This window comes from Mycolicibacterium austroafricanum (genome assembly GCF_000612725.1).
Lineage (GTDB): Bacteria > Actinomycetota > Actinomycetes > Mycobacteriales > Mycobacteriaceae > Mycobacterium > Mycobacterium austroafricanum.
This window is the reverse complement of record NZ_HG964454.1, coordinates 496,750-509,673: the sequence shown is the minus strand read 5'-3', so window position 1 is coordinate 509,673 and position 12,924 is coordinate 496,750. Positions and strand designations below refer to the sequence as shown.

The window sequence follows — 12,924 nt, the reverse complement described above, 5'->3', positions numbered from 1 at the left end:
TCACAGCGATCAGCAGGTCCAGGCGAGCCGTAGAGCGTCGCAGATCTGAGCAGGGGGCAGGCCGCCGAAGGTCTTGCTTTCGTAACGACGTACGGCGACAAGGGCTTCGACGATGGCGGGGGTGAGAAGTTCAGCGGCGACGTCCGAGGTCTCCATCGCGTCGAGCGCCTCGCGCTGGCCGAGCGGCAGCGCGGGCGTGTCGACACCGGACTGTGCCGGGTTCTCGGGGATCTCCTCGGGCAGTTCGAGGTGGCGACCGATGCCGCGCAGCGCGCTGCCGAGGAACGCCGCGGCGGCCAGATAGGGGTTGGCGCTGGCGTCGATCAGTTTGAGTTCCGTGTTGGCGCCGTGGGGGTTTCCGGGGGTGGCGGCGATCAACCGCACGGCGGCCTCCCGGTTCTCCAGCCCCCAGCACGCCGTCGCGCCGGCCCAGTTGCCGGGTTTGAGCCGTAGCGCCGATGCCGCGGAGCCGGCGTAGACGCCGATCAGGTCGGGCAGGGTGTCGAGCACACCCGCGATGGCTTGCGCGCCGGCGGTGCGCAGGCCGTGCGGACCGTCCCCGCCGGACAGCAGTGGGCCGTCGGCGTCGGACAACGACAGGTGCAGGTGCGCGCCGTTGCCCGCAGCACCTTCGAACGGCACCGGGGAGAACGAGATCCGCAGACCGTGTCGCGCCGCGACGCGACCGAGGACGATGCGCGCCAGGATGACGGCGTCGGCGGCCGCCGTGGGTGTGTCCGGCGCCAGGGACACCTCGAGCTGATCGTGGCCGTACTCGGTGTGCAGTTGTTCGAGGGGAAGCCCGGCACGTTCGGCCGAGGTGGCCAGGTCGACGAGAAACGCCGACCGGTCCAGCGAGGTCCTGATGCCGTAGGGCGACCACGGTTCGGTGGTGGCAGGACCCCCGTCGGCCGAGAGCATGGTGCATTCCAGCTCTCCGCCCATGCGGACGTCGAGGCCGCGGTCAGCGGCGGCGCGTTCGACCCGCGAAAGCAGAGTGCGGATGCACAGCGGCGCCGGATGGCCGTGTTGGTCGTTCAGGGTGCCGGGCGCCCAGGCGACGCCGGCATCGACGACGCGAAGATCCTCGGGATCGATGCGGATACGCAGGTCGCCGGCGACGCCGATGGTGGGGGTGAACGCGATGCCGCTGTCCACACAGAAGACGCTCCAGGAGGGCGAGACCCCCATGCCCGAACGCGCGAAGGCACCCAACCGGGCCACGGGCACATATTTGGCCCTGGTCACGCCGGCCAGGTCCGTGACCGATCCCGCGATGATGGCCACGCCTTCGGCACGGAGGTGACCGACGTCGACGCCGGGATCGGGGTGTTCCATGGGCAATGAACTCCTCCAGCGGTGGGTTGTTGAGAATCACGCTATGTCATAAATGTTTCAGCGTCTTTAATTCACGCCGTTTATGATCGATTCATTAGATCGCTTCATCGGACGAAATGGGGATGCGGATGTGCCGGCTGTTGGGTGTGGCGTCGACCCTGCCGGTCTCGGTGGCCGACGCCGTCGGTGAGACCGTGCTCACGGACTTCCTGGCCCTGACGAAGATCCATGGCGACGGATGGGGAGTGGCGTCGGCGGTCGGCGCCGATGACACGCCCCGGGTGGACGTTTCGGCCGACAGCGCCCTCGACGACACGCGTTTCGGCACTGCGGTCAAGGAGCCCGCCCGCGGGTCGGTCGTGCACTTGCGCTGGGCGACCAATGGGCTGGCAGTGCAGCCGGAGAACTCGCACCCATTCGCGGCCGACGGGGTGGCGATGGCCCACAACGGTTCGATCAAACCGATGGCCGCACTCGATGCGCTGCTGGAACCGCGCGTGGTGTCGACGTTGCGCGGCACCACGGACAGTGAGCGGTACTTCGCGTTGATACGCCAACATCGGCGCTCGGCACCCGATCTGGTCGAATCAGTCCGGCGGGCCGTCGCCGAGCTGCGGCAGATGTATCCCGAGGCCAGCCTCAACGCGCTGATTCTGGGGGAGGGCCAGCTGATCGCCGTCCACGCGCACGCTCGAAGCGTGCTCCTCGACGAGGATATCGAGGAGATCAGTGCGACCGACCTACCCGTCGAACATCTCGAGGATTACTTCTCCCTGCGAGTGGCGCGGCCCGACGACGCGACCGTGGTGATCGGCTCCACGGGGTTCGGCGATCTGGACTGGAGCCCGCTGCCGCCCGAGAGCGTGGCATCGGTCGCGCTGGACGACTTGTCGATGACGGTAGTGCCGATCATGGCAGATTGATCGGCATGGACGAACGGAGCGAGACGGTGGAGGCGCGCACCAATGCCGCGCTGGCCGGGCTCAGTCGCGCCGAACGCCGGGTGGGGCGCGCCCTTTTGGCGGATTATCCGAGCGCAGGTCTGGCCAGTGCCGCCCGGCTCGCCGAACGCGCTGAGGTGAGCCCACCGACGGTCCTGCGCTTTGCGCAGTCGCTGGGCTATGACGGATTCACCGACCTGCAGGTGGCGCTGCGGGCCGAACTCACCCAGCAGTCGAGCGGTCCGTTGACGCGGTTGGCCGACGCCCCGCGCGCAGGCAGTCAGCTCGACCGTCTTCTGCAGCAGGCCCGCGCCCAGAACGCGCGGGCCGACGAGACACTGGCGCGGCTGCCCGCGCCCATGCTGGAAGCCGCGGTGGCGCTGATGGCCGACGCGTCTCGCCCGCTGCACCTGCACGGCGGTCGGTTCTCCCACTTGCTCGCCGTGTATCTGGCCGCCCATCTCGAGCAGCTGCGGCCCGGCGTCCGGCTGCTGTCGGACCCGAAGGGCAAAGACCTCGGCACGATGATGGACCTCACCCGACGCGACGTCGTGGTGCTGTTCGACTACCACCGGTATCACCGCAGCGCGGCAGAGCTCGCGGCGGACGTGCACCGCGCGGGGGCGACCCTGCTGCTGATCACCGATGACATGGCGTGTCCCGTGGCTCCCGACGCCGAGGTGGTGCTGGCGGCGTCGAGCACCGTGGGAACCGTGTACCAGAGCATGTCGGCGGGGTTCCTTCTGGCCGAGTTGCTGATCCCGTTGGTGATGGACGCGATCGGGGAACCGGCGCGGACGCGGATGGCTCTGTGGGAGGAGCGCCGGCGCGGCGAAGTGCTGCCATGAGGCGAGACCGGGTCAGACCGCCACGGCGTGCGGTCTGGAGAATCGAAAGTGTTATTGCGCAGGCACATTGGTGGCCGGTTGACCAGCACATTTCTGCCCGGCCCACTCGACCGTTAGGGTGTCCGGCATGACGGATCAGCTCGACGCCACCCATCCGGACCTTGTCACCGTCAAGGTTCCGACGCACTGGTACAACCTGGCGGCCGAGTTGGACGAGCCGATCCCGCCGCACCTGCATCCCGGCACCAGGGAACCGGTCGGCCCGGATGACCTCGCGCCTCTGTTCGCCAGCGCGTTGATCGCGCAGGAGGTGGCCAGCGAGACCTACATCGAGATCCCCCAGGAGGTACGGGAGATCTACGCGATGTGGCGGCCGTCTCCGCTGATCCGCGCCCGGCGTTTCGAGAAGGCCCTGAACACCGGGGCCCACATCTACGTCAAGTACGAGGGTGTCAGCCCCGTCGGCAGCCACAAGACCAACTCGGCGGTGGCGCAGGCCTACTACAACCACATCGACGGCGTGCGAAAGCTGACCACCGAGACCGGCGCCGGACAGTGGGGGAGCGCCCTGTCGTTCGCCGGGGCCCAGTTCGGCCTGGAGGTCGAGGTGTGGCAGGTCCGCGCCTCCTACGAGTCCAAGCCCTATCGCGGGCATCTGATCCGGACATACGGCGGCACGGTGCACTCCAGCCCGTCGACGCTTACGGAGGCCGGCCGCGCCATCCTGGCCAAGGATCCGGACACCACCGGCAGCCTCGGCATGGCGGTCAGCGAGGCGGTCGAGGTCGCCGCAGCCGACCCAGAGGCGCGCTACGCACTGGGCAGCGTGCTGAACCATGTGGTGCTGCACCAGACCGTCATCGGCCAGGAAGCCGTCGCGCAGCTGGCACTGGTAGAACCGGACGGCGCCGACGTCGTCTTCGGTTGCGCCGGAGGCGGTTCCAACCTGGCCGGGCTGTCGTTCCCGTTCCTGCGGGAGAAGATCCACGGCCGGTCGAACCCGCGGATCGTCGCCGCCGAGCCGACCGCATGCCCGTCGATCACCCGGGGCGAGTACCGCTACGACCACGGAGACGTGGCTGGGCTCACCCCACTGCTCAAAATGCACACGCTCGGCATGGATTTCGTGCCGGACCCGATCCACGCCGGAGGCTTGCGCTACCACGGCATGGCGCCGGCGCTCAGCCACACCGTCGAGCTCGGCCTTGTCGAGGGCGTGGCGATCTCACAGCACGACGCGTTCGCCGCGGGTGTGCAGTTCGCGCGGACCCAGGGCATCGTGCCGGCACCGGAGTCGACGCATGCCATCGCGGCCGCGGCCGCGCACGTCGCCGATGATCCGCGTGAGCAGGTCGTGGTGATCGGACTGTCCGGGCACGGCCAGCTGGATCTGCCGGCCTACGCGGAGTACCTCGACGGCAAGTTCTGAACAGGCGGTTTGCCGGCGCGACTATTCTTGAGGCGCCGGGCAGTTTGTTGACGAGGTGAGCCAGTGTTCCGTCTGTGGTCGCGCGACCAGTCGATCGAGGCGACCCTCAAGCAGATCGAACACCGGGTGCTAAACGAGGTCTATGTGCCGCTGTGGGCGCGTCGCGTAGCGCGGGTAGCGGCCACGGTGTTGATCGTGACCGGGATCACCGCGTGGGCGATGGGCCATGACGACGGGGGTGTACCGCTGGCCGCGTCCGTACTGGGCGCCGGTGCCGCGATCTGTTCAGCGGTCTCGCTGCGACGTCACCGGTTCGGGTGGTGTGTTGCGGCGGCCTATCTGTCAGGGGTGTCGACGGTCGTCGGACTCGGCGCCTTCTGGTGGTGCCGTACCGGCTCGGCGGGCCCAATCCTGACGACCTCGACCGGTGCGTCCGCGGTGGCCGCGGCCGCGCTCACGGCGGTGTGGGTCTCGGTGGCGATCACCCCGGTGAAGGATTCGCACCCGGACATGCGGCAGCCCTTGAAGCGCAGGTGGGGTGTCCGCGAGAGCGGCGCCACGATCATCTGGCCGCCGCCGTGCGCGCGGCCGCACCGTCCCGATCGGAAGTGACTCGTCGCCGCGAGCAAGTCCGGCAGTGGTGGCGCGTGGCTACGTCGACCTACGTGCGGTCGATATCGTCCGTATGTCGTTGTAGCACCGGTGAATAGAGTGCCCGCACCGGTGGCTACAATTCGTCACTGTGACGGTTTGGTCTACGTAGGACGGGGCGTGGGGGCTGCGCAGTGTCGAGTGCCGGGGGATTGTGTCCATGCACCGGTTGCCGGCGTGTGCGCGCGTGCATGTTTTCCATGGGGCCGTGGTCCGCGACATGTACGGCACCGCTATGGCCGGATCGATCCACAGGGTCGCGCGATGCGGACGCCGCCGCTGATCGCCGCGACCAGCGGGCGTGCGCAGCCGACCCGAAGTCCCAGATGCCGTTGCATCGCTGGGGAATTGCGTCCAAGTCGGGCACTGTCAATTCGTCACAGTGACATATTCAGACGATCGGGCGGGATGGCGCCGAGGGGTTCATGTGGAGCGGCGAGCTCCGCCGGCAGCCGCCACATGACGCGCGCGTTGGGCGGCGCCGGCGACCGCGGACCTATGTCGGTGGGTCCGCCAGAAGCGTCCCGCCCGGGCGGATCCAAAAGTTACAGCGTGAGGCTGGAGGTAGACGTTCGAGACTCAGGGTGGCCGCCAATGTCGGTGTCGGCGTCCGATGTCCGATCCGCGATTAGTTGAGAGTAGGGCAGTGCGCCTACGTGGGTGCTCTCAAATAGTTGTGGACTGAATCGAGACGATTTGTCCGCAACGGTGTGAGAGTGCCGGACAGATTCCAGAACGACCTGAGAGTGTCGGACATGGCCTCGAGAACAACCCCTTGAACTGGCCCACGGCGACGAGAGTCTTCCCTTGGGGTTCGAGCGGCAGCGTCACAGACTGTTTGGTGGGGTGACTTCCTGCAACCGTGAGCGACCCAATGGCTACTGCCAGGACCTGACACCGGACTGGGCCGAAGCCCTTACTACCGTTGTCAGCGGCCCCCTCACACCGAGGAGGCACTCAAATAACAGTGCCTCCCGACGCACCAGGGTGGATCATCGAGTCGCTTTGCGTCGGTAACTCGCCGGGAGTCTCCGTAGAGGCGCGTGGCGATACGTTCCCAATGGCGTCCTTGAGCCCGTCGTATGTGCACTGTTGCGGACCGAGGGCGATCAGCGATCCGAGACGAATCGTCTTTTGCGCCGGAACTTTTCGGTCGAGTTCGCTGGCGGGCAGCACGTAGAAGGTCCATTGCGTGACATCGAGCGGGTCGATACGTTCACGGTCCTCACCTTCGAGCAGACAGAAGACGTACACGTCGGCGCTTCGCTGCGCGCTGGTGGCAGAGGTGTTGGTGCGGGCGTCCCAGCCCTTCGCGGGGCGGATGCCGAACGCGATCTTCGATAGCTGAGGTTGCTTCCACGTTTGCACGTATGCAGCTGATTTCACTTCTACCTTGACACCGTCGATCTCGAGGTCGTACTGATCCCATTCGACGCGCTTCGTGTCGCGAATGCCGAGTGCTGTGGCCACGATGTACTCGGCCAGCACTCCGCGGGTGGTGTTGGTCAGTAGGTCGTCGTACGCCCAGGCGAGAAATTCCTGTTTGTCCAAGTGAGTCATCGCCGTGCCTTCATCGCTTGAGTAGTTCCCTTGCCCAGTACGGTCGTCACTTTGTGCCGGTCGATGTCGTCGAGGGTCAGCACCGCTTCGGGTCGGGTGGTCCGCTTGATGTCCTCGACGTTTGGCTGCGGCACCAGTAGTGCCAGTTCGCGCGCCTCATAAACGTCGATGTTCGTGTGTATCCACTGGTTCTGATCGGTGAGCTCGTGGTCGACGCTCACGAACCAGTTCGCCACGAATTCCTGCAGGTGCGGGATCAGTGTCCACACCTTGCGCCGGGCCAAGGCCGACCGCGCATCTGGCCGGGTGAATGCAAGCCAGGCGAGTGCTCCACTGTTGGCGTCGGTGAGCTTCCAGAATGCCCGGCCGTTGTGCGCCAGGACATTCGGCGGTCGGGTGGCGGCGATGCTGTGTCCGATTTCGCGGGCCAACCTTGTGTAGTCGGGAAGAGGGTCGTCGTAGTTGGGAACACTGTCGAAGTAGTCGTGTGGCGTTGGCTTTTCCCGCCGTCCCAGCCGCTCGCCACCAACGTCGTCAATCAATCGCGTCCCCTCCCGGGCGGAACCACTGCGCCGGCCTCCCTCCGTTGGTCCCTGGCAGGGCAGGCGTGGTCAGCATCGAGAAGCTGCCCTGTTGCCCTGCCAGTTGCGGTTGAATTCGGATAGACCCCCGAAGTTATCTAATCTTCTTTCAGTTGGAAAGCAGCGCCTCGCCGGATGCTATGTGGCTGCGCAGTTCCCCGACCAGGCGGCGTAAGCCATCGCGGAGATCAACTTGGTCAGCAGTAGCGTCGTTGATCCGTTGGCGGGCCTCATCGGCGAGCTCGTTGAGCGTCTTGAGCGCCAGTGCGGTTGCCTCATCGCCTGCTTTAACAAGTTCGGACTGGAGTTCTGCGCGCTGTTGGATTGCGGCCTTCGCTGCGTGCTGTCGGTTGGCGAACTGTTCTGCAATGACGGCCAACTCTGCGATGACGGACACGCCGGCCGCGGCAGCCGCGATCCGGTCGACTCCGGACGCGGTCCCGGCAGCGCCGGTGCCCGCTGAGCTCAACTTCAGACCGCGACTCTGCTCATAGTGCCGAAGTGCATTCAGAACCGCATCGCCAACTTGGCGCACTACCGGGGCAAAGACGAGGTCATCATCAGCGGTGTACTCACTTGTAGGCGATTCCGGCCGCAGTTTGCCGGCCAGGTCTTCGAACCGCTGCCAGTCCGGGCGTGCGCGTTCGGTCGTGACCGTGTCCCCGATGCTGCGTAACAGCTTGTCGATATCGCGTTTGGCGGCGGCGTGCCAGGCGCCGATAGATGTTTTCAATGCTTGCGCGAAACTCTGCGCCGGATCGGGACTGTCAACGGCATCGGCGACAGCCGCCGACACTCTGCCACGCAAATCCGCCTCGGCGGCACGGGCCAAGGTGTCCAATTGTGCCAGCCATGACGCCCGTCGGTGCTCACCTTCGTCGCTGACGGCGGCGTTCTCCAGGTGCGCTCCGAGTTCCTTACGCAACTGATGTAGGACTTGGTGAACCGAATCGCCCCAAAATCTTTGTGCAGCAGCTTGTCTGATGTCAGACTTCGTGTGACTTCCGAGAGCGGTGATCGCAGCGACCAGTTCTGAAATTCCGTCCCAGCTACGTGATTCGTCCCAGACGCTTGGATCAGGGTTACGTTCCGTACCTACCATCTGAGCGAAATCCTGGCAGACCACGTAGACCGGAACGCTTTCATCAAGAGTTAAGGCAGCTCTGAGTTCACCTTCTTTGTGTTCGGAAAGCGCACGGTAACCGTGCGGGTCATCGTCGGGGTCAATCCCCGCTTCATCGAAGCGTGAAATCACAAACCACAGGGACCCCGGTGCCCAATCTTGCTGTACCAGTTCGCGTAGCTCAGGGTACTCAGCAGTGGCTAGCTGTGGCGGCACCACGACGATGGCGACGTCGGTCAGCGCGATGGCATCCGATGCAAGTCCGGTGTTCATCTCTGCGCGAGCATCGGTGCCCCCCGAGACAAATCCGGGTGTATCACGCAACAGGCAACCGGCAGCATGAATCTGATTGACCTCAAAAGTCTCATGTCGTGCACTAATCGTGAGCCACGCCGGCACCTCCTGCCCGAACTCAATGAGCAAACGGCGCAGAAGCGAGCTCTTCCCGGTGTCGTACGAACCGTAGATCGTCACGACGGGGTCACCAATAGCTGCGAAATCTCGCCACCTTTGATCCAAGCCTTCCCCTACTGCGCCGCCAGGCACCGCATGCAGCCACGCCTTGGCGGCCTCGATATCGATAGGTTCACCCATTTGCGACGGCCTTTCGTAATCCATCTGATTCAGCGATCAGGTCGTCGACAACCTGGAGTCTCCGCTCCAACCGCTCGGTCTCAAGCTGTGCAGCATGCTGACGTTCTTGGTACTGCCCCCGAAGAAGCCGGACCTGTTCGGTGCGTTCGTTCAGGTAGGCCCATGGCCCGTCTGCTTCGGCCAGCAACAGCTGCATGGCGTCGCGCTTGTCCAACTCGACCTGGTCCACAGCAGCATCGCGTTTATCGTCCCAATTCCGCGCCTTTTTCGCTTGGAGGGCCCAGTCAGCTCCATCAGCGGCGACTGCAACAACGCCGAACACGACTCCGACCCGCCCGACCGCTCTGCCGGCTTTGATTGCGCCCCATGGTCTGAACTTGTGACCAAAGAAATGGCCGATTCGCAAAGCTGCTTCGCGGTTACCCAGCGCCTTTCCCAATTGAGCGCCGACCTTCGCTATCGAGCCAGCCACCCCGGCTGCCTGCCCTACGGCATCACCGACACCGCCTACTGATGCCGCGCCCGGCAGGTCCAGGTTGGCGTCAAACCCAGCTGCGCCCTCTTCACGACTGATCGCAGACACATGCATCGCCGACCAGTCATTGACCTTTGCCGTTGCCGTTGCCATGAATCTCTTTACTTCGTCCTCGGTTTCGGCACTGCGCCAAGAATTGATCGCTTCGGCCAGACCCTGCTCGTCACCGATATTGACTGCCCGGATGCAGGCGACGGCCTGCGTAATGGAGGGAGCGAGCACCGTATCAAGTTCGTGTTCCAGAGTCCGGTGCAGGTAGTCGGCGTCTTCAAGGCAGATGTCCATGGCCGCGATGAGCGAATCGTGTTTGTCGTCCTCTGTGCGGTAGGCCGCGATATCTGTGCAGGTTTCCTCTCGCAGCGTGAGGAGCGCCGCACAGGCGTTGTCGAATCCGGCAAGTGTGGTGGCGTGTGTCAGGTCTTCGTCGGCCCATCCCTGCAGCGCGGCAATCAGCGGAGCAATTCCGTCCCAGGCACTGTTGGCATCGTAATCACCTGCGGTGACCGGTAACTGCGCGCCTACGCTTCCGAATGGGTCGGCCGCGACACCGTGGATATGCGTGGTGTCCACCTCGATGTCGCGGGATTGCAGCGCCGCGGCGAGTTCGGCAAGTTTGCGGTCGCGGCGATTGAAGTACTCGGCGGGGGAGTCCATTGGGTCGACGCCCAACTCGTCGCAGCGGTTGACGATGAACAGCATGCGCGGCCATTTCCCGACAGCGGTCGACGTTCCGTTTGCGATCGCTTGTAAGGCTGCGGTGTTGCCGATGAGCAGGTTCACATGCAGCACGACGATTACCAGCGCGGCATCACGGACGCCGGTTAGGGCCACGTCATCGTGGTCGGCGTGTCGACTTTGGAATCCCGGCGTATCGACGATGTCGACACGCCCCATCGGATAGCGGTGTACCTGGTCAGTTGTCGCATCCGCGCGAATATGCAGTGACTCTGGCGCCTCGATGCCGAATTCAGTGAAGATTCGTTTGATAAAGGAGGATTTCCCAGCGCTGTAGTCGCCGGCAACGACGACCGCTGGATGCGGGGGAGGGGAGGCGATATCGGTCACCCCCACGAAGCCATCGTTGGCTACGCCTGTGTCCGCCGCACGCCGTAGCCACGCTTGAACGGATGCGGTATCCGGCTGGGCGAATGCGTGTCGAATGGCACGTCGTAGCGAGTCGGCATCCACGTCGTTACGTTGCTGACAGAGTTCCATTGCATCTGTTGTGCTGCAGCAAGGTTCACTGGAATCGTAATGGTCGTACCAGTCCTCACCGAGTAGGAAATTCTTGAGGCGAGGTGCGTCGCCTTCGGTTCGGATGACTTGCAGTAAGCGGGAGGCCGATTCGGAGAAGTGAAGGGGCGGAGTCTGCGCGATCGATGTTGCTTCCGCGCGAAGGCGCGTGGTGAGAGTGCCGATGTCGTTGTTCAGGTTGGTGAGAGTGATGAGTTCGATCACGACCGGGCGCAGTAGCGGGGCGGCGGCTGTCCACGCCGAAGCCGCGGCGCCCGAAGCAAATTGACGCTCAACTTCGTCGAAGGTTTCGTGGATGGCCCGCCGTCCTTCACGGGCTGCTTTCGCCCGCGCTTCGGCCTTCTGCCGCACAGCATCGCGACCCTTGTTGCCCCCGGCCCATTGCAGTGCGGCGGCCGCCGCACCGATGCCGACTCCGGCGGCCGCCGCGGCCCACCCAAGGGGGTTGGAGAATAGGAGAAGCGGAACCGCAATTGAGCCGATTCCTCCCACCAGGCCACCACCCCGAAGCAAGTTCGCGAACAGGGTGGCTGTTTCGCCGGCGTCGCCGCTCAAACCGGCTTTTCCGTACTCCGCAGCTACGCGCTGACGTAATTCCACACCTGCCAGCGACAGTTCACGTTCCAAGAAAACCGCCGCTTCAGCACACACTCGATCGAGTGCCGCCGCGAGTTCCCCGTCATCGAATACCAGCTCGGCGAAGACCTCAGCATCAATCGCCTTGCCCTCGCGGAACGCCTGATGCTCCAGGTCTTTGTACCGTCGCAGCGCGTTGCTGCGGGCTTCGGCAAGGTGTGGTTTGACAAGGTTACGAACCTGCCGAACCAAGGACCCGTCGTGCGGTGCCTTGTACCGTTTGCGTCGGGCGTTCTCGGCGAGCGTTAGCAGGTCGGACTGCCAGATGTCGTCATGCAGATCGCGTGTACGCTCCTCGGCTTCGAGGTAGCCAAGTACATCCAGATACTTCTGCGTCAGCCGGTCGACTTCGCCGACTCGTTCGCTGATACGTAGCCGCAGTTCATCCAACGACCTGGCTTCATCGATGAGGCGGGCGCGGATGCCCTCCCGGAGCGACTTCAGTCGCAGTTGCGACCCGCCCGCAGTGATGCACGCAGTCAACACGCTCTCCAAGGCCGCGAAGTTCGACCAGCGAGCCAAGTAGTCGATTCCGTACCTGTCGCGGTCGTCGTGAAAGTTCTGCTCAGCGGGACCTCGGTACGGAGCGCTGGCGCGGGCGAACAGGGCTCTTCGGCTGGAGATAGCGACGACTGGCACATCGTCGAGGCCGATGTTGGCCAATTCCATACGAACATTCTCGGCGTGCTGCGCGACCGGTTCGGACATGTTGCGCCGAGCAGTCTGGCTGGGCACCCGAGCCGGATGGCGCCAACGGGGGTTGCGAACGTTGAGAACGGCAACGACCGGCTTGCCGTAGTGGGTCACCCAATCTGCGACTTTCGCAAACTCGCTGGCCTGCTGACTCTGCGTGTCGAAACACAGCAAGACGACGTCGGCGATTTCGACTGCCTTGCGAGCGGTGGCCTCCAGTTCATCGCGACTCTTGCGGCCGCCCCAACCGTTGATTCCGGGCGTGTCGTAGAGTCGGCAGCCGCGCCACGGGATGGCTTCAACGGCAGTCGTCCAGTCCGACTCTCCAAAGGGCGATACAGCGTCGCCGTTCAACTCACCGAAAGCCGACAACAGCGTGCTCTTGCCGGCACCCGTGCGGCCGAAGAACGCGATGTTAAAGGTCGACAAGACTTTGGACTGCTCAGCCAGATGGCCCGATAGCTCGTCGGCAAAACGCCGCCGGAACTGGGCGAACTCGCTTATCAGGGCATCCGAATCGCCGCGAGGTTGTCCCGTTCTTCGTGGAATTTGAGGTGACGGTCCCTCACCTGAGGCCTGCCTGATGGTAGGTCTTCGGGTGAACCGCCAAGTACACCTCGAAGAAGGAGTAAGGGACCGCCATGAAGACCGTACCTACTGTTCGTCTCGCTGACACGATCGATGCTGCCGCTCTGCCCGAGTTGCCGGAGGAGATCGCGCTGGCGATGACCGATATCGCCG

9 protein-coding genes are annotated in these 12,924 nt (G+C 64.5%); 4 read left to right on the top strand and 5 right to left on the bottom strand.

What is annotated here, in order from left to right:
- Positions 1-9: 9 nt before the first annotated feature.
- On the bottom strand, positions 10-1,338 hold the full coding sequence (locus BN976_RS19385; RefSeq protein ID WP_051558503.1) for a type I glutamate--ammonia ligase: 1,329 nt from the start codon (positions 1,336-1,338) through the stop codon (positions 10-12).
- Positions 1,339-1,466: 128 nt separating this feature from the next.
- Here BN976_RS19385 and BN976_RS19380 point away from each other — a divergent pair, with 128 nt between their 5' ends.
- The 4 genes from BN976_RS19380 (at position 1,467) to BN976_RS19365 (ending at position 5,168) form a co-directional block, all read left to right on the top strand.
- Positions 1,467-2,261, top strand: a complete 795-nt coding sequence (locus tag BN976_RS19380) for a class II glutamine amidotransferase (protein ID WP_011780135.1) — start codon at positions 1,467-1,469, stop codon at positions 2,259-2,261.
- 5 nt (positions 2,262-2,266) lie between these two features.
- Positions 2,267-3,127, top strand: coding sequence for a MurR/RpiR family transcriptional regulator (locus tag BN976_RS19375; RefSeq protein ID WP_011780136.1), 861 nt, complete (start codon positions 2,267-2,269; stop codon positions 3,125-3,127).
- Between the two features lie 127 nt (positions 3,128-3,254).
- Entirely contained in the window at positions 3,255-4,556 is a 1,302-nt protein-coding gene (locus BN976_RS19370) for a TrpB-like pyridoxal phosphate-dependent enzyme (RefSeq protein WP_036372957.1), read from the top strand.
- Between the two features lie 63 nt (positions 4,557-4,619).
- Positions 4,620-5,168, top strand: coding sequence for a hypothetical protein (locus BN976_RS19365; protein ID WP_036372954.1), 549 nt, complete (start codon positions 4,620-4,622; stop codon positions 5,166-5,168).
- Positions 5,169-6,164: 996 nt separating this feature from the next.
- Here BN976_RS19365 and BN976_RS19360 read toward each other — a convergent pair.
- The 4 genes from BN976_RS19360 to BN976_RS19345 form a co-directional block, all read right to left on the bottom strand.
- A complete protein-coding gene (locus BN976_RS19360; protein WP_235622083.1) occupies positions 6,165-6,767 on the bottom strand; it encodes a hypothetical protein in 603 nt (200 codons plus the stop codon).
- A complete protein-coding gene (locus BN976_RS19355) occupies positions 6,764-7,309 on the bottom strand; it encodes a hypothetical protein (protein ID WP_235622082.1) in 546 nt (181 codons plus the stop codon). Before BN976_RS19355 ends, BN976_RS19360 begins: the two co-directional genes overlap by 4 nt.
- Positions 7,310-7,457: 148 nt before the next feature.
- On the bottom strand, positions 7,458-9,065 hold the full coding sequence (locus BN976_RS33280) for a GTPase domain-containing protein (protein WP_158498037.1): 1,608 nt from the start codon (positions 9,063-9,065) through the stop codon (positions 7,458-7,460).
- On the bottom strand, positions 9,058-12,612 hold the full coding sequence (locus tag BN976_RS19345; protein WP_051558501.1) for a GTPase: 3,555 nt from the start codon (positions 12,610-12,612) through the stop codon (positions 9,058-9,060). Before BN976_RS19345 ends, BN976_RS33280 begins: the two co-directional genes overlap by 8 nt.
- Between the last annotated feature and the right edge of the window lie 312 nt (positions 12,613-12,924).